The 16127-nt window shown below is 28.5% G+C and carries 19 protein-coding genes and 1 tRNA gene; 2 read left to right on the plus strand and 18 right to left on the minus strand.

Features of this window, described 5'->3' with window-relative positions; all coding sequences use genetic code 11:
* Nucleotides 1-25: 25 nt before the first annotated feature.
* The 8 genes from AVBRAN9331_RS00600 to rpsO are packed head-to-tail and all read right to left on the minus strand — an operon-like array spanning nucleotide 26 to nucleotide 6889.
* Nucleotides 26-502, minus strand: coding sequence for a hypothetical protein (locus tag AVBRAN9331_RS00600; protein WP_214115850.1), 477 nt, complete (start codon nucleotides 500-502; stop codon nucleotides 26-28).
* Nucleotides 499-2919 (minus strand): leucine--tRNA ligase, encoded by a 2421-nt coding sequence (leuS, locus tag AVBRAN9331_RS00605; RefSeq protein ID WP_214115851.1) that lies wholly within the window; start codon nucleotides 2917-2919, stop codon nucleotides 499-501. The genes AVBRAN9331_RS00600 and leuS overlap by 4 nt, the downstream gene beginning before the upstream one ends.
* A 10-nt stretch (nucleotides 2920-2929) precedes the next feature.
* A complete protein-coding gene (locus AVBRAN9331_RS00610) occupies nucleotides 2930-3274 on the minus strand; it encodes a DUF6394 family protein (RefSeq protein WP_214115852.1) in 345 nt (114 codons plus the stop codon).
* Nucleotides 3274-4248 carry a protein translocase subunit SecF gene (gene secF, locus AVBRAN9331_RS00615; protein WP_214115853.1) on the minus strand — a complete coding sequence of 325 codons (975 nt, stop codon included), beginning with the start codon at nucleotides 4246-4248 and terminating at the stop codon, nucleotides 3274-3276. The genes AVBRAN9331_RS00610 and secF overlap by 1 nt, the downstream gene beginning before the upstream one ends.
* Nucleotides 4248-5834 (minus strand): protein translocase subunit SecD, encoded by a 1587-nt coding sequence (secD, locus tag AVBRAN9331_RS00620; protein WP_214115854.1) that lies wholly within the window; start codon nucleotides 5832-5834, stop codon nucleotides 4248-4250. The genes secF and secD overlap by 1 nt, the downstream gene beginning before the upstream one ends.
* Nucleotides 5834-6124: a preprotein translocase subunit YajC gene (gene yajC, locus AVBRAN9331_RS00625; protein WP_214115855.1), complete on the minus strand. Its 291-nt coding sequence runs from the start codon at nucleotides 6122-6124 to the stop codon at nucleotides 5834-5836. The genes secD and yajC overlap by 1 nt, the downstream gene beginning before the upstream one ends.
* Before the next feature lie 49 nt (nucleotides 6125-6173).
* A complete protein-coding gene (ybeY, locus tag AVBRAN9331_RS00630; RefSeq protein ID WP_336612235.1) occupies nucleotides 6174-6587 on the minus strand; it encodes an rRNA maturation RNase YbeY in 414 nt (137 codons plus the stop codon).
* 29 nt (nucleotides 6588-6616) lie between these two features.
* Nucleotides 6617-6889: a 30S ribosomal protein S15 gene (gene rpsO, locus AVBRAN9331_RS00635; protein ID WP_214115856.1), complete on the minus strand. Its 273-nt coding sequence runs from the start codon at nucleotides 6887-6889 to the stop codon at nucleotides 6617-6619.
* Between the two features lie 160 nt (nucleotides 6890-7049).
* Between rpsO and pnuC the strand changes: the two genes are divergently transcribed.
* Nucleotides 7050-7658, plus strand: a complete 609-nt coding sequence (pnuC, locus tag AVBRAN9331_RS00640; RefSeq protein WP_336606832.1) for a nicotinamide riboside transporter PnuC — start codon at nucleotides 7050-7052, stop codon at nucleotides 7656-7658.
* The gene (locus tag AVBRAN9331_RS00645; protein WP_214150232.1) at nucleotides 7655-8284 is read left to right on the plus strand and encodes a thiamine diphosphokinase; all 630 of its coding nucleotides are present in this window, start codon (nucleotides 7655-7657) and stop codon (nucleotides 8282-8284) included. Before pnuC ends, AVBRAN9331_RS00645 begins: the two co-directional genes overlap by 4 nt.
* 1 nt (nucleotide 8285) lies before the next feature.
* Here AVBRAN9331_RS00645 and AVBRAN9331_RS00650 read toward each other — a convergent pair whose 3' ends face one another.
* The 10 genes from AVBRAN9331_RS00650 to AVBRAN9331_RS00695 all read right to left on the minus strand — a co-directional run bounded on the left by AVBRAN9331_RS00650 (nucleotide 8286) and on the right by AVBRAN9331_RS00695 (nucleotide 16091).
* Nucleotides 8286-8969 (minus strand): hypothetical protein, encoded by a 684-nt coding sequence (locus tag AVBRAN9331_RS00650; RefSeq protein WP_336612212.1) that lies wholly within the window; start codon nucleotides 8967-8969, stop codon nucleotides 8286-8288.
* Complete coding sequence (locus tag AVBRAN9331_RS00655) at nucleotides 8969-10480, minus strand: 2-isopropylmalate synthase (protein ID WP_214120014.1); 1512 nt, start codon at nucleotides 10478-10480, stop codon at nucleotides 8969-8971. Before AVBRAN9331_RS00655 ends, AVBRAN9331_RS00650 begins: the two co-directional genes overlap by 1 nt.
* A 55-nt stretch (nucleotides 10481-10535) precedes the next feature.
* Nucleotides 10536-11273, minus strand: coding sequence for an NYN domain-containing protein (locus tag AVBRAN9331_RS00660; protein ID WP_239803716.1), 738 nt, complete (start codon nucleotides 11271-11273; stop codon nucleotides 10536-10538).
* Between the two features lie 5 nt (nucleotides 11274-11278).
* Nucleotides 11279-12007 (minus strand): CDP-diacylglycerol--serine O-phosphatidyltransferase, encoded by a 729-nt coding sequence (gene pssA / locus AVBRAN9331_RS00665; protein WP_214115871.1) that lies wholly within the window; start codon nucleotides 12005-12007, stop codon nucleotides 11279-11281.
* A gap of 1 nt (nucleotide 12008) precedes the next feature.
* The gene (locus AVBRAN9331_RS00670; RefSeq protein ID WP_214115873.1) at nucleotides 12009-12596 is read right to left on the minus strand and encodes a hypothetical protein; all 588 of its coding nucleotides are present in this window, start codon (nucleotides 12594-12596) and stop codon (nucleotides 12009-12011) included.
* The gene (gene ftsH / locus AVBRAN9331_RS00675; RefSeq protein WP_214115875.1) at nucleotides 12593-14446 is read right to left on the minus strand and encodes an ATP-dependent zinc metalloprotease FtsH; all 1854 of its coding nucleotides are present in this window, start codon (nucleotides 14444-14446) and stop codon (nucleotides 12593-12595) included. Before ftsH ends, AVBRAN9331_RS00670 begins: the two co-directional genes overlap by 4 nt.
* Nucleotides 14439-15266, minus strand: a complete 828-nt coding sequence (locus AVBRAN9331_RS00680) for a 50S ribosomal protein L11 methyltransferase (protein WP_214120017.1) — start codon at nucleotides 15264-15266, stop codon at nucleotides 14439-14441. The genes ftsH and AVBRAN9331_RS00680 overlap by 8 nt, the downstream gene beginning before the upstream one ends.
* 2 nt (nucleotides 15267-15268) lie before the next feature.
* Nucleotides 15269-15634 carry a chemotaxis response regulator CheY gene (locus AVBRAN9331_RS00685; RefSeq protein WP_214115879.1) on the minus strand — a complete coding sequence of 122 codons (366 nt, stop codon included), beginning with the start codon at nucleotides 15632-15634 and terminating at the stop codon, nucleotides 15269-15271.
* Between the two features lie 30 nt (nucleotides 15635-15664).
* Nucleotides 15665-15749 (minus strand) — tRNA-Leu (locus AVBRAN9331_RS00690).
* 27 nt (nucleotides 15750-15776) lie between these two features.
* Complete coding sequence (locus tag AVBRAN9331_RS00695; protein ID WP_214115881.1) at nucleotides 15777-16091, minus strand: F0F1 ATP synthase subunit C; 315 nt, start codon at nucleotides 16089-16091, stop codon at nucleotides 15777-15779.
* Nucleotides 16092-16127: the final 36 nt, after the last annotated feature.

The following is a 16127-nucleotide window of genomic DNA, read 5'->3' on the forward strand; positions in this document are numbered from 1 at the left end:
CTAACAAAACAAAATTAATTATTAACTACATAATAATTCTTAAAGCAAATTCGTTAAACGCCTTTTGGCTAGCTAAATTAATAGCTCTACTTTTTTGCTCATCACTTAAAACACTAATTGTATTTGTATTAAAAATATGCTCGCCTGAAGTTATAATTTTTTTAGTTGTTTCATCTTGAAAAGTTACATTAAATTCTAATCTAATAATAGCTTTATAACTCTTAGCGTATCCAAATTCATCATAATATAAAGGTATAAATTCACTACTAAGAATTCTTAAAATAATCTTACTATCTGCAGTTTTACTAACACTTTTATGCATATAATGTTCTACATAATTCGTAAAATTATCATTTAAAGTAATACTATCTTTAGGTTCAGCCTTATTTATAATAGTAATTACATTGACACTTTCGCCTAACATTTTGCTAGTGGCTACATTCAAAGGTGCATAGCCACAAGCACAAAAAAATAATGTAAAACTTAAAAGTATTTTTTTCATTTAATTACAATATTTACTAATTTATTAGGAATATAAATTTCTTTTACGATAATCTTATCTTCTAGCCATTTAGCTGCTTTATCTTTTGCTATTTTGATAATTTCATCTTGATTAGCATTTGCATCAACTTCAATCTCTGCTCTATTTTTACCATTAATACTAATTCCAAGTTTTATTGTATCGCTTACAAATACTTCTTCTTTTAATTCATAAGTTTTAATATTTGTTCTATTAAATAATTTCTCACTTAACTCACTTGCTAAATGTGGGATAATTGGGTCAAGTATGCTTAAAATTATTGCAAAACCTTCACTTAAAACTTCATCACTACTTGCGTTATTTAAAGCATTTAAGCCTTCCATACAAGCAGCTATTAATGTATTAAATGCGTAAGTTTTATTAAATACATCATCAGCCTTTTTTAAAGCTTCATATACTTTAAGTCTTGCTAATTTATCATCTTTACTAAGATTTGCGTGATTTATATTACTAAAATCAACTACATTAATCCCTAAAGCCTTATCATAAAGTCTATTTAAAAATCTATAAGCACCTTCAACCGCACTATCATTCCATTCTAATTCTTTTTGAGGTGGTGCAGCAAAAAGTATGAAAAGTCTTGCAGTATCAGCTCCGTAATTTTTAATAATATCATCAGGATCAACCGTATTACCCTTGCTTTTACTCATCTTAGCACCATCTTTTAAAACCATACCTTGAGTAAGTAAGCGTTCAAACGGCTCATCTACATTTAAATATCCTAAATCCCTTAAAGCTTTTTGGAAAAATCTAGCATATAATAAGTGTAAAATCGCGTGTTCAATACCGCCAATATATTGATCTACATTCATCCAATATTTTGCTTCATCATCAATTGCTTTTGTATTCCAATTGCTAGGATTACTTGCAAATCTTGCAAAATACCAAGAGCTTTGGAAAAATGTATCCATTGTATCGCTCTCTCTAATTGCGTCTTTTCCACATTTAGGGCATTTACATTGTTTAAATGTAGGGTGTTTTTCAAGTGGATTTCCTTCTCCATCAATTACTACATCTTCAGGTAAAGCCACTGGTAAATTATTCTCAACTACACTTCCACAAGTATCGCATTTAACAATCGGAATAGGAGCTCCCCAATATCTTTGACGAGATATACCCCAATCTCTTAATTTATAATTGATTATACTTTTACCGATTTTTCTATTTTCAAATTCTTTAGCAATCGCAATTCTAGCACTAGCACTATCTAAGCCACTAAATTCTGCACTATCAAATAAAATTCCATATTCAGTAAAAGGTTCATTATCTTTTTTATTTTCGCCATTTATTACATATTTTATATTTAAATTATATTTTTTAGCAAACTCAAAATCTCTTTCATCGTGAGCTGGAACTGCCATAACAGCACCACTACCATAATCAGCTAAAACGAAATTTGCTACCCATACAGGTAATTTTTCTTTAGTTATTGGATGAATTGCATAAATACCTAAAAATACGCCTTCTTTTTCACTTTGAGCTCTATTTTTAGCACTCATATTTTGCATAGCTTTAATTTTGTCTTTATCATTTTCACTTATTAAATTAGTTTCTAAAACTTTTTTAGTAATTTCATGTTCAGGTGCTAAAGCAAAATAAGAAAGTCCAAAAATCGTATCAGCACGGGTTGTAAATACACTGAATTTTAATCCATCTAAATCTTTATTAGAACTTGATACATCTAATTCAAATTCCAATCCATCGCTTTTGCCTATCCAATTTTCTTGCATTGTTAAAACTTGATTTGGCCATTTATCTTCTAAATATTTTAAATCTTTTAATAATTCTTCAGCATATTTTGTAATTCTTACATAATAGCCATTCATAGATTTTTGCTCTACTTCATGACCACATCTCCAGCATTTGCCATCTTCAACTTGTTCGTTTGCTAAAACGGTTTTATCATTATCACACCAATTTACATTAGCTTTTTTTGTATAAATTAGACCTGCTTCATACATTTTTGCAAAAATTTCTTGCTCAAATTTAGTATAAATCTCATCACTTGTAGCAAGCAATCTTGTCTTAGAAAACGAAAAACCTAAAGAATAAAGCTCTTTTTTCATATAATCAATATTTTCATAAGTCCATTTTTTAGGATGAAGCCCATATTTTATAGCAGCATTTTCAGCAGGCATACCAAAACTATCAAACCCTAGTGGGTGTAAAACATTATAGCCCATAGTTCTAAAGCGTCTTGCTAAAGCATCACCTATTGCATAGTTTCTTACATGTCCCATATGGATTTTACCACTTGGGTATGGAAACATTGATAATATATATTTTTTTTCTTTACTAAAATCATTACTAGGTTCGTAATAATTCTCTTTATCCCAAATTTCTTGCCATTTTTTCTCAACTTCTTTTGCGTTATACATAAATTAGTCCTTAAAATTCATCTTTATTTTTAATAGCTTCAATCAATACTAAAATAAGTGTAAATATATTTGATATTACAGCACCTATTGTCATACTATATACCAAATCACTCATACTAGTTCCATAAATTTGAGTTAAAACAAAAGCTATTATTAAATGCACATCAGTTACAAGTGAACTTGCAAAAATCTCTGTGCTTAAAATATTTCTAACACCAATTTTTAAAAGTGTTGAAACCAAATTAATGCTAGCTGCTATAAATAATGCCACAGGGCTTTGATAATATAAAAAGCCAGCCGTTGTAGTTAAGCTCATCAATGTAAAGAATATATGAATTACTCTTCCAAAATCCATTATAATTGTCCTTTTTCATACATTGCTCTTAGGCGTTCTTTTTCTTCTTTTTTCTTGATTTTATCAAGCTCTTTAGTTCTATAATTACTAACGCTAAAATTAAACCACATTAAAAGTGGGCTTGCTACAAAAATTGAACTTAAAGTTCCTGCAATAACCCCAACTATTAAAGCAAGAGAAAAGCCGTGTATCATATCTCCACCATAAAAAAACAAAATTAAAACCGTAAAGAGTGTTGTTCCTGATGTAAGAGTTGTTCTTGATAGAGTTGCTGATACGCTTTCGTTAATAATACTACCTAAATTAGTGCTTTTACTCTCTTTTATGCTTTCACGAATTCTATCAAAAATAATAATTGTATCATTTAGTGAATAGCCTAAAACGGTTAAAATAGCTGCTAAAGTATCAAGATTAACATCAATTTGAAAAAGAGAAATCGCTCCAATAACTATTACAATATCGTGAATTTCACTAATAATTGCAGCCATAGCAAAACGCCATTCAAACCTAATAGCTATATACACTAAAATAAGTGCAAAAGATACCAAAATAGCCATTAAACCTTTTTGTCTTAATTCTCCACCAACTTTTGGTCCAACAATATCAACTCTTCTTAGCTCAATATCACCTGTTGAAGATAACATTTTTACAATAGTATCTCCTACATCTTTACCTAAACTATCACTTGAACTTGAAAATCTAATTACTACTTCATCACTACTTCCAAATTCCGTAACGCTAGCACCTTTTAAAGCTTCATTTTGATTTAAAATATTACGAATATCATCTAAAGGAGCATTTTTATTAGTATATTTTATCTGAACTAAAGTCCCACCACTAAAATCAATTCCGTAATTTAGACCTTGTGTAAATAATAAAATAATAGAGCCAATAACTAAAACAAAAGATAAGCCAATAGATGCAAATCTAAGCCTCATAAAATCATATATTTTTTTACTAGAAAATACTTGCATCACACTCTCCTATAACCAAACCAAAGTCTTGTATTGCCACTTTTTTCAATTCTATTAGCAAACAAATCAAATAAAGCATGAGTTCCTATAATTGCTGTTATCATTGATGCAATTATTCCTATACTCATAGTAACAGCAAATCCTTTAATAGCACCAGTTCCATAAGCATATAATGCAGCACTTGTAATTAAAGTAGTTAGATTACTATCTAAAATCGCACTCATTGCGTTATGATAACCATTATTTATAGCATCTCTTAAATTAACGCCATCTCTTATAAGCTCTCTAATACGCTCATTAATAATAACATTCGCATCTACAGCCATACCGACGGTTAGAACAATCCCAGCCATACCAGGAAGAGTAAGCGTTGCTCCAAAAAGTGCCATTACTGCTACTAATAAGAATATATTAGAAATTAGAGCAATATTTGCAAACAAACCACTAATTCCGTAATAAACTCCCATAAAAACAACAATCATCAAAAATACACCTAAAAGTGCAACTAAACTTTGCTCGATACTATCAGCACCCAAACTTGGTCCTACGCTTCTTTTTTCAAGTAATTTAACAGGTGCTAATAAAGCCCCACTTCTTAGTGCAATAGCTAAATCGTGTGCTTCTTCAACACTGAAATTCCCACTAATTTGTCCGCTACCACCACCTATTCTTTCATTAATTCTAGGAGCTGAATATACCTTACCATCTAAAACTATTGCTAATTGATGACCTACTTTTTTACCTGTGAAATCTCCAAATATTTTTGCACCTTCTGAATTAAGTGTAAAATTAATAACAGGTTGAGCAGTTTTATCAGAAAATCCTACTCTAGCATCAATTAACATAGAGCCATCTAAAATAGGTAATTCTTTTAAAACATATTTAATATTTTTATCTTTTACATCAGGTAAAATAATATCTCCATAACTTGCTGCTTCTTCAGGACTTAACATATTGCCTTGATCAGCCTTAGCTCTATCTACTTCCATCAGTTGTAAATGTGCAGCTTTAGCTATTAAATCTTTAGCTCTTTGCTCATCTTCAGCAGTTTTTACGCCTGGAATTTCAACCAAGATTTTATCTTCACCTTGTTTAGCAACAGTTGGCTCTGAAAGTCCAAATAAATCAAGTCTATTTCTAATAGTTTCTACAGCTTGATCTATTGCAAATTTAGCAGTTTGAACTTCTTCTTCAGGTGTTAAAGTAATCTCATAAAAAGAATTATTAACACTAACTTTTAAGCCTTTTAGTTCTTTAATTATTTTATCTACTTTAGCAGTATCATCTTTATCTAGTAGTTCAAAATGTATTACACCATCATTACTTTTAAATCCATCAGTTAAAATATTTTCTTTATTAAAAGAATAATTAATACTTGAAGCGATTGATTTTACTTTAGACTTTATAGCTTCATTGGTTTCTACACCTAAAAGCATATGAAGTCCGCCTTGTAAATCAAGCCCTAAATTAATCTTAGGACCATTTATAGAAAAAAAGCTTGGCACACTTAAAAATATGCCAAAAAGTGTAACAAAAACTAAAACATAAAAACGATATGTGATACTTTTTGTTTTTTGATTACGCATTATTTTGTTGCTTCCGAATTATTTGTGTTTTCTACTTTTCTAGCTACAAAATTTTTATCTAATTTAGCAACAACATCATCATTTAATCTAATTTTTAAATAATCATCTTCAGCTTTTACAACTTCAACAATTAAACCACCATTGGTAACTATTTTATCACCTTTAGTAAGTGAATTTAGCATTTCTTTATGTGCTTTTGCTTGTTTTTGTTGTGGGCGAATAATTAAAAAATAAAAAATCGCAAATAATACGATTAATGGTAAAAATTGAACTAAAGCATTTTGTTCCATAGAATATCCTTTTAAAAAATAAAATAGTTATCATTCTACATAAAAAGATTTAATCTAAAGTTCTTACTATAAGGCTTGTTGGTAAATTAAATTCTTTTATTAGCTCAATCTCTTTTGCTCTCATTTCGCCATTATCTATTTCGTGGTCATACCCTAATAAATGTAACATTCCATGAATAAATAATAAAGATATTTCATCTTCTAAACTATGCCCTAATTCACAAGCTTTAGTTTTTGCTAGTTCGGTATTAATAACTAATGAGCCTAAAAAATTAGTATATAAAAAAGAATTATCGTGTGGAAAACTTAAAACATCAGTAGTTTTATCAATATTTCTTGTATTTTTATTGATTTCTTGCATTTCATCATTATTGGTTAAAACAAGCTCAATATCTTTAGAGCTTAGATAATTTGCTAGTTTTTCAAGGTAGGTAATTTCTTCTAAATTATCGTATAAAATCATAGTATTTTGCCCCAAAAAGGGGCTAAGAATTATTTATCTCTAATGTTTAATTCGTTAATTAATTTAACATAAACATCGTATTTTGTAGCTTTTAAATATTTTAAAAGTCTTTTTCTTTGACCAACTAATTTAAGTAGTCCTAGTCTTGATGAAAAGTCTTTTTTAAATACTTTTAAGTGTTCTGTTAATATTGCAATTCTTTCTGTAAGTAAAGCAATTTGAACTTCAGACGAACCTGTGTCGCCACCAAATCTTGCATATTTGCTGATAATTTCAGCTTTTCTTGCCGAATCCAAAGCCATTTTGACCTCCAAATTGGTGTAAATTAAAAGCTGTGATTATAAAACAAATTGATTAATAAGATTATTAATTTTTATAATTATAATAAGATTTTTTTGGGGTGCTTTTAGCTGAGATTAAACCCATTGAACTTGGACAGGTAATGCTGATTAAGGAGATATTATGAGATTATTTTTAACTTCGCTTATTTTTAGTTTAGCTTTTGCTTATTTTACCAATTCGAATGTTTTAAACTTTTTTGCCCTTTTTACTGGAATTTTATATGTATTATTAATGGGAGTAAAAAATAAATTATGCTTTATTGTAGGTGTATTTAATGCTTTAATTTATGCTTATATTGCTTATATAAATAGACTTTTTGGAGAAGTATTTTTGTATTTATTATGCTATTTTCCTATGATGATTTATGGCTATTTTTATTGGAATAAAAATACTTTAATTAAGACTTTAAGCTTGAAAAATTTTATATTAATTTATATAGCAATTTTTATTATTGCTTATTTTTATTCTTTTTATTTACAGAATTTAGAATCAAGATTTATTTATCTTGAAAGCTTTATATTCTCAAGTGGGCTTATAGCAACTATTTTAAGTCTAAAAAAAATAATAAATCATTATATTTATATAAGTATTTCAAACATTGCTTCTATTTATATTTGGACTATTCTTTACATTGAAGATAGTTCTAATTTAGCTGTATTAATGCTTATGATTTTGTTTTTTATCTTAGGTATTATTTACTTATTTTCTTGGAAAAAGGATTTAAAATGACTTGCGTGATTATGGCTAATGGGGAGTTTTGTACTAATAAAATAACCTTAAATTATCTAAAAAATGCTGATTTTTTAATAGCTTGTGATGGGGCTGCTAATTTGCTTTTGGCTAATAATTATGAGCCTAATGTAATTATTGGGGATTTAGATAGTTTTCAAAATCTAAAAACAAAAGCAAAAATAATTAAAGTAAAAAATCAAAACACAAATGACTTAACAAAAGCCTATAAATACGCTTTATCAATGGATTTTAGTGATATTTTTATCCTTGGTGCTGGGGGCAAAAGAGATGATCATTTTATAGCAAATATAGCTTTATTATTTCAATATTTTAAATTAAAAAATCGCTTTAATAAGACAATAAATCTAAAACTAATCACAAATTACGGGGAATTTTTTATAAAAAATACTGATTTTACTGCTAATTCTTATAAAGGTCAGCAAATATCATTATTTTGCCTTGATAAAAGAGCTAAATTTAGCTCACAAAACCTTAAATATGAGCTAAATAATTTTAATTTTAAATATCTAAATAGTGGGACTTTAAACGAAGCATTAGGCAATACTTTTAGTATAAAAAATCATAATAATAAAGAACTTTTAGTATATTTGAATTTTACTTAATTTATAAATTAGAATTTGATTTAAACTCTTTAATAATTAAATCTAATTTTTTTTCATATTTTTTATAATCTTTCACAACATCTTCATATATATTTAATTTATCATAATATTTTCTTCTTGATAAAAATAATGATTTTTTACTATTTTCTAATTCATCTAAAATATTTTTATCATCAATTTTTTTAACCCAATTAAAAGCATTAGAAATTTTCGTAGGCATTAAAAATTCATCTTTTTTTAAGTATTTTCTAAAAGAATTTAAATCATATAAAAATAAAGCTATTTCGTCTTTATTGTTTTTATCCAATACATAATTTACAAATTCCTTAGTTTTTTTAAGATAAGTATTAAGAAATTTTCTTTCATCTTCTCTTAAACTACTGGTTAGAGTTTGAGCGTATTTTTCACTTCTACTAGCTATTAATAAAAGCAACATATGTTTTTTATCAATTAGGCTAAATTGTGATATTTGTATTCTATCTACAAATAAATCTAAATCAGAAAAAATTATTCCTTTATAAAGGTTATAAAATTTAATAGAAATAATATTTTTTACAATATTACTAAGATTTAAAGTGTCTTTTGCACTAGCTATAAAATTTGCTTGTTCTAATTCTATAAGTGCTAAGGAATTATCCTTAGCAAACTTATTAAATTCCGTTACAAATTCTATAACTTTTTTCATCATTTGTTCATTGAAATATAGCTATTTAATGCACCTAAATATGCCTTAGCACTAGCTTTCATAGTATCAAGGTCAAGCCCGTGACCAATGATTGCACGCTGACCTTCAAAGCTAACTTTTACACTAACTTGAGCTAAAGCATCTTTACCTTTACTGACCGCATCAACCTTATAATCAAGCAAGCTACCATTTACCTTACTAGCTCTATCAATTACTTTAAATACCGCATCAATTACACCATCTCCAATAGCTGCTTCGCTAAATATTTCTCCATCGCACTCCATAGTAACAGCAGCAGTCGCAAGTGCTGATGAACAATCGCTTACTTGAAGATTTATAAGCTTAAATTTCTCTTCTATTTTAATCTTATCAGCAGCCACTATTGCTATTAAATCCTCATCAAATACTTCTTTTTTCTTATCGCAAAGGTCTTTAAACTCTGCAAATGCACGATTTAACTCATCAGTATCTAATGTAAAGCCAAGAGATTTTAATTTATCATTAAACGCTGCTCTTCCACTATGTTTTCCTAAAACTAAATTATCTTGAACTAAGCCTATATCACTAGCTTTCATAATCTCATAAGTTTCAGGGTGTTTTAACACGCCATCTTGATGAATTCCACTTTCGTGAGAAAAGGCATTTTTACCTACTATTGCTTTATTTGGTTGTGGATTTACACCGATTATGTTTGATAATAATCTACTTGATGGATAAATTTCTTTATGATTAATTGTGGTATAAAACTCGCCTAATTCATCAGCTCTAACCTTTAAAGCCATCACAACTTCTTCTAAAGCAGCGTTTCCTGCACGCTCACCTAAGCCGTTTAGAGTTACTTCAATTTGTCTAGCACCACCTTTAATAGCAGCAAGTGTGTTTGCAGTAGCTAAACCTAAATCATTGTGATTGTGTGCTGATACTATAAGTCTTCCTTTTGTATAATCGCTAATTTCTTTAAATACCTTATAAATCTCATCAGGTAATCTATATCCAACAGTATCAGGGATATTAAATGTCCTTGCACCTGCTTCATAAACTGCATCAGCCATTTCTTTTAAAAAATTTACATCACTTCTTAAAGCGTCTTCACAAGAAAACTCAACATCATCACATAAACTCTTAGCTAATTTTACATTCTTAACTGCAGTTGCTAAAACTTCTGCTGGAGTTTTTTTAAGCTTGTATTCCATATGAATTGGGCTTGTTGCAATGAATGTATGAATGCGTTTTTTAGCTGCTGGCTCAAGCGCTTTACCTGCTTGAATAATGTCGTTTTCTACACATCTTGCAAGAGAACAAACGCTTGAGTTTTTAATAATTTGCGCAATTTTATTAATCGCTTCGTAATCTCCTGGACTAGATGCTGCAAACCCTACTTCCATAACATCAACACCCAAACGCTCAAGCGCTAAAGCAATTTGGATTTTTTCTTCTGTATTCATTGAAGCACCTGGACTTTGCTCACCATCTCTTAAAGTTGTATCAAATATTATAATTCTTTCACTCATTTTTTTCTTTCCTTTAATTTAATGTATTGTTAGTATATGTATTATTAATAAATTTTTAGTCTATATCGCCCTTGTTTGGGCGAAGGAGTGTAGAATTTTTCACAAGATAATAAGTACATCTATCATCAGATACTTTTTCTTGATATTCCTTATGCTTTAAAATAAAATTCTCAATTAATTGTCTAAAACTACTAAAACCATAATTTTTAGCGTGAAAATCAGAATATTTTTTCTGCATATATGTATTTATTACTGCATATTCTGCTCTAGTTTTTTCATCAATTAAATTATCTATTATTTGCTCTAATTCTTTTAATTGCTCTTTTGGAATTGCTTTTAATCTGTCTTTATCATTACTTTTAACTTTTTCATTATCCAAATAAAAAAACTCATTAAATGAATTTACATATGATTTTAAAGATTTATTAGTCCCTATTCCAATTACTAATTTTTTGTTTTCTCTTAATTTTTGAGCCAAACTCGTATAATCACTATCACCTGAAACTATAACAAAAACATCTATTTGTTTTTCATAAAATATGCTTAAAGCTTCGGTTGTAAGATACATATCAGATGAGTTTTTACCCGATGAAGTAGAAAATTGCTGCATTGCAATAATGCCATAATCAAATATTTTTTCACGCCAATTTTGAATATTTTCTTTACTCCAATCAGCATATATTCTTTTAATAATAACATTTCCATAATTAGAAGCGTAGTCAAATATTTCTCTAGCATATTTTGCAGGTATATTTTCTGCATCTATAAATACTGCTACGCTACTATTATCCAACATATTTATCCTACTTTTTTAATCTTTTTTATATATAAATTATAAATCGCTCTTGATAAACCATAAATAACATAAGCACTCATTATTAAAGTAAAAATCTCTAAAGGACGTAAATATATAAGAGAACAAATAAAAATTAAAATTACTAAAGCTTTTAAAATATTTGCTTTTTGAAATTCTATCTTTTTAAAACTTGGATACCTTACATTGCTCACCATCAAAAATGACAATAAAAACGTAAGAAATATAATAAAAATTTCTATAAATGAATTATTATCAAAATGGTGTTTATAAAACACAACCCAAATACCTAAAACAACCGCAGCCGTTGGAATTGGAAGACCTATAAAAACTCTTGGGTCATATGTGCCTGTTGTAACATTAAATCTAGCTAAGCGAATTGCACCAAATATTATAAAAACAGCCATAGCAAGAGAACCAAGTCTTCCATACTCTTGACCTAAATTAAAATAAAATAGTACTGCAGGTGCAACTCCAAAAGCAATAATATCAGCTAAACTATCAAATTCTACTCCAAATTTTGAAGCTGTATTTGTAAGTCTTGCCACACGACCATCAAGGCCATCACAAATCAAACTTACTATAATTAAAATCATAGCTTTATCATAATCGCCTTTAATAGACGCTAAAATACTTAAAACGCCTAAAAATATAGATGCTGCTGTAAATAAATTAGGTAAAATATAAGCTAATTTATGAGAATTTTTTTCCATTTTATTCTCCAATCTTTGCAATATCTGCATTAGCTAAGATTTTATCGTGCATTCCAACTAATAAAGTGCAATTATATGGTAATTTTATATCAACTAATCCTGTTGAAAAAAATCCAATTCTTTGACCTTTAAAAGCTTTTTTTATGTCATAAAAAGAATTTACACAATACCTAGCAGGTTTTAAAATTAATGAAATATCTTTATTGAATACTATTTCAGTAGCATTAGAATAAAAATTATCATTATATTTTAAACCATTAAATTGCTTTTTATAAATATCTTCAGACTTTATCACACTTCTAACTTCTGAAGAATTTAAAAATAAGCTAAAATAATTTTTTTCTAAAGTTAATACTATATTTTTATTATCTTCATCAACATATATTCCAACTACCTTTGCATCAATTGGACTTACTATAGTATTATTATCATAATCAGTGATTTCTCTCTCAACCCTTTTATAAAATAAATGTAGTAATACTAAAATTAAAAATAACAAACAAGAAAAAGAAAATATTAAAGTAAATAATATAAATATTATCCAAGCAATTAATATTATCTTTTTTCCACAATTTGCTATTAAATTCATTTTTCTATCTCACTTAATCTAGTTTCAAAATTATTTTCTATTTCATAATTTTTAATTATTTCTCTTACTTCACTACCTTCTATTACTTCTTTTTCATAAAGTTTTTCAACCATTGTTTCAATTGCTCCACTATATTGTTCTAAAGTAGCAACAACAGATTTAAATCTCTCATCAAGTAAGTTTTTAACATATTCATCTAATTTATGAGCCATATCATCTGAATAATCCTTGATAGTTTGACCACCACCTAAGAATTGATTTCTTTGTTTTTCTAAAACCATAAGCCCAGCAATATCACTCATACCATACATAGAAACCATTGCTTTTATAATATCGGTTGCTCTTTCTAAATCATTACTAGCACCTGTTGAAATCTCTTTAATAAATACATGCTCAGCTGCACGACCACCTAAAAGAACATCAACTTCTGCAATCAACTCGTGTCTTTGCATTAAGAATTTATTTTCTTCAGGAGTATTTAAAGTATAACCAAGCGCTGCTAAACCTCTAGGAATAACAGAAACTTTTGTAACTTTTTTAGCACCTTTTGTTGTCTCTGCTATTAAAGCATGTCCACACTCATGATATGTTACAATTTTTTTCTCTTTATCACTTATTCTTCTTGATTTTTTCTCAAGTCCTGCAATAGCTCTTTCAACTGCTTCAGTTAAATCGCCTTGCTCTACTTCTTTTTTATTATTTCTTCCTGCAAGTAATGCAGCTTCATTTATTATATTTGCCAAATCAGCTCCAGCAAGTCCTGCCGTAAGTCTTGCAATATCTTCAACTTTAACTTCTTTAGCAATTTTTACATCTTTCATATGAACGCTTAAAATATCGCATCTTCCTTTAAAATCTGGCTTATCAACTAAAACTTGTCTATCAAAACGACCCGGTCTAAGTAATGCTGCATCTAGCACTTCAGGTCTATTTGTAGCTGCTAATACAATTACAGGGCTTTCTGAACCAAACCCATCCATTTCAGCTAAAAGCTGATTTAAAGTTTGTTCCCTTTCATCGTGCCCACCCATATGTGAACCTGCTGCACGAGATTTACCAATAGCATCAATTTCATCTATAAAAATAATTGCCGGAGCTTCTTTTTTAGCGTTTTCAAATAAATCTCTAACACGACTAGCGCCAACACCTACAAACATTTCTATAAAACTTGAACCCGAAACACTAAAAAATGGAACATCAGCTTCACCTGCAACTGCTTTTGCTAAAAGAGTTTTACCTGTGCCTGGAGGTCCAACTAATAATAAACCTTTTGGAATTTTAGCACCTAATTTAATATATCTTTCTGGATATTTTAGAAAATCTACTATTTCCTTTACTTCTTCTTTTGCTTCTTCTACACCTGCTACATCATCAAATTTTACTTTTGGTTTTTCAGAATTTACTAATTTTTTTGAGTTTCCAATTCCTAAAATTCCACCACCCATTTTCTTTTGCATTCTGTTTGTAATAAATCCCCAAATAGCAAAAAATATAAAAATTGGAATTATCCAAGTAAATAATAAATTAGATAAAAAGTTATTTTCAGAATAAGATGTGTAATTTACATTTTTACTATCAAGTAAAGTAGTAAGATTTGAATCTCTTACTAAGTTTGCAGTATAACTAGAGTTAAGCCCGCTACCTTTTATTTGAGTTTGTCCTATTTGAACTTTTGTTATTTCACCTGTCTCTATTTTTTTCTTAAAGTCAGAATAACTTATTTTATTTCCGTTATCAGCTATTCCACCTTCTTCAAAAAATAAAGAAAACCCACCAAATACCAATAGTGAAAAAATTAAAAATATAACTATTGGATTTTTATTAGAATTCTTATTTTCATTATTATTCATTTTTCACCTTATAAACTAAAGTTAGCCAATCTCCTTTTATTTTCTCATCAACTAAAGTTAGTGAAGAAAATTGACTTTTAATCCTTTCAGAATAAGTATTTAAAATACCAGAAAGAATTAAAACTCCGTTCTCATTAAGACTTTTTATCAAATCATTTTTAATAATTAATATCACATCGGCAATTATATTTGCTACTACTAAATCATATTTCTTTTTGGCTTTATCGCAAGAACCTTGCCAAATATTATTAATTTTAAGATTATTTAACTCAAAATTATTTTTAGTACTCATAATTGCTAATTCATCAGTATCACAAGAATCAACACTAATACCATAATTAGCCATAACTAAAGATAAAATTCCACTACCACATCCTACATCAAGACCTGTTTTGCAACCTTTATAATATTTTTGCAAAAATTCTACACAAGAATTTGTGCTTTCATGATGACCTGAGCCAAAAGCTAAAGCTGGATCTATTTTTAGATTTACATAGCCTGCTTTAGGCTCTTGCCAAGTAGTATGTATATATATATTATCTATTAAAATTGGCTTTATATTTTTCTTATATTCATTAATCCAATCCTTATTCTCTTTTTCACAAAGTTCATAAGTAAGATTAATATTTAAATTAGCATCATTAAGTTTTTGTTTTAACTCGCCTAACGCAAAAACTAAATCATCAAGATTATTATCACTTCTTACAATTAATTCATCATTTTTTTCTTCAATTGCATCAACATCAAACGCAAATACAAAATCACTAATAAACTCCAAATTATTTGTTTTAATAACTAATTCTTGATAAGTATTACGCATAATTATCCTAAAACATCTTCTAATTTTTCTTTTAATACTTGTGGAGTAAAAGGTTTTACTATATAGTTATTAACACCAGCTTTTAATGCTGTAATAACTTCTGCTTTACCACCTTCAGTAGTTACCATGATGATTGGCATATCTGCATATTTAGCTTCAGCTCTTACTTTTTTAACCAGTTCAAGACCATTCATTTCAGGCATATTCCAATCTGTTATTAAAACATCAATATCGCTATTTGCACACAACAATCCCCAAGCTTCCACGCCATGTTCAGCTTCTAAAACATCCTCATGACCTAATCTTTGTAAAGTATTTTTAATAATTCTTCTCATTGTAGAGCTATCATCTACTACTAATAATTTCACTTCAAAATCCTTTTGTAATATTATTTTTCATGGTGCGTTTAGCGAGACTTGAACTCGCACACCTGTTGGCACTACCCCCTCAAGATAGCGTGTCTACCAATTCCACCATAAACGCAAAAAAGGCTACAAAAGTAGCCTAAAATTATCCTAAAAATGGGTTAGCGTATAATAATACTAATCCAATAACTAGAGCATAAATTACTTGTGCTTCAATTAACGCAATAGCAATAAACATAGTTGTTGATAATTTACCACCTAAACTAGGGTTTCTAGCAGTTCCTGCAATAGTCGCAGCAGCAGCATGACCCATACCAATAGCACCACCAAGTGCAGCAACACCTAAGCCAATACCAGCAGCTAAAACAGAACAAGCTTTTAATAACTCGCTACCGATTTCAGTTTCTGCAGCAAAAGCAACACTAGAAAAAGCAAGTAAAACTAATAAAAACTTTTTCATAAAATCTCCTAATAAAAATATATATAATTTTCCTTT

This window comes from Campylobacter sp. RM9331, assembly GCF_020137685.1.
GTDB lineage: Bacteria > Campylobacterota > Campylobacteria > Campylobacterales > Campylobacteraceae > Campylobacter_E.

Coding starts and splice junctions, on each gene's coding strand:
- AVBRAN9331_RS00600 (WP_214115850.1), bottom strand. CDS start 502: ATGAAAAAAATACTTTTAAGTTTTACATTATTTTTTTGTGCTTGTGGC.
- leuS (WP_214115851.1), bottom strand. CDS start 2,919: ATGTATAACGCAAAAGAAGTTGAGAAAAAATGGCAAGAAATTTGGGAT.
- AVBRAN9331_RS00610 (WP_214115852.1), bottom strand. CDS start 3,274: ATGGATTTTGGAAGAGTAATTCATATATTCTTTACATTGATGAGCTTA.
- secF (WP_214115853.1), bottom strand. CDS start 4,248: ATGCAAGTATTTTCTAGTAAAAAAATATATGATTTTATGAGGCTTAGA.
- secD (WP_214115854.1), bottom strand. CDS start 5,834: ATGCGTAATCAAAAAACAAAAAGTATCACATATCGTTTTTATGTTTTA.
- yajC (WP_214115855.1), bottom strand. CDS start 6,124: ATGGAACAAAATGCTTTAGTTCAATTTTTACCATTAATCGTATTATTT.
- ybeY (WP_336612235.1), bottom strand. CDS start 6,587: ATGATTTTATACGATAATTTAGAAGAAATTACCTACCTTGAAAAACTA.
- rpsO (WP_214115856.1), bottom strand. CDS start 6,889: ATGGCTTTGGATTCGGCAAGAAAAGCTGAAATTATCAGCAAATATGCA.
- pnuC (WP_336606832.1), top strand. CDS start 7,050: ATGAGATTATTTTTAACTTCGCTTATTTTTAGTTTAGCTTTTGCTTAT.
- AVBRAN9331_RS00645 (WP_214150232.1), top strand. CDS start 7,655: ATGACTTGCGTGATTATGGCTAATGGGGAGTTTTGTACTAATAAAATA.
- AVBRAN9331_RS00650 (WP_336612212.1), bottom strand. CDS start 8,969: ATGAAAAAAGTTATAGAATTTGTAACGGAATTTAATAAGTTTGCTAAG.
- AVBRAN9331_RS00655 (WP_214120014.1), bottom strand. CDS start 10,480: ATGAGTGAAAGAATTATAATATTTGATACAACTTTAAGAGATGGTGAG.
- pssA (WP_214115871.1), bottom strand. CDS start 12,007: ATGGAAAAAAATTCTCATAAATTAGCTTATATTTTACCTAATTTATTT.
- AVBRAN9331_RS00670 (WP_214115873.1), bottom strand. CDS start 12,596: ATGAATTTAATAGCAAATTGTGGAAAAAAGATAATATTAATTGCTTGG.
- ftsH (WP_214115875.1), bottom strand. CDS start 14,446: ATGAATAATAATGAAAATAAGAATTCTAATAAAAATCCAATAGTTATA.
- AVBRAN9331_RS00680 (WP_214120017.1), bottom strand. CDS start 15,266: ATGCGTAATACTTATCAAGAATTAGTTATTAAAACAAATAATTTGGAG.
- AVBRAN9331_RS00695 (WP_214115881.1), bottom strand. CDS start 16,091: ATGAAAAAGTTTTTATTAGTTTTACTTGCTTTTTCTAGTGTTGCTTTT.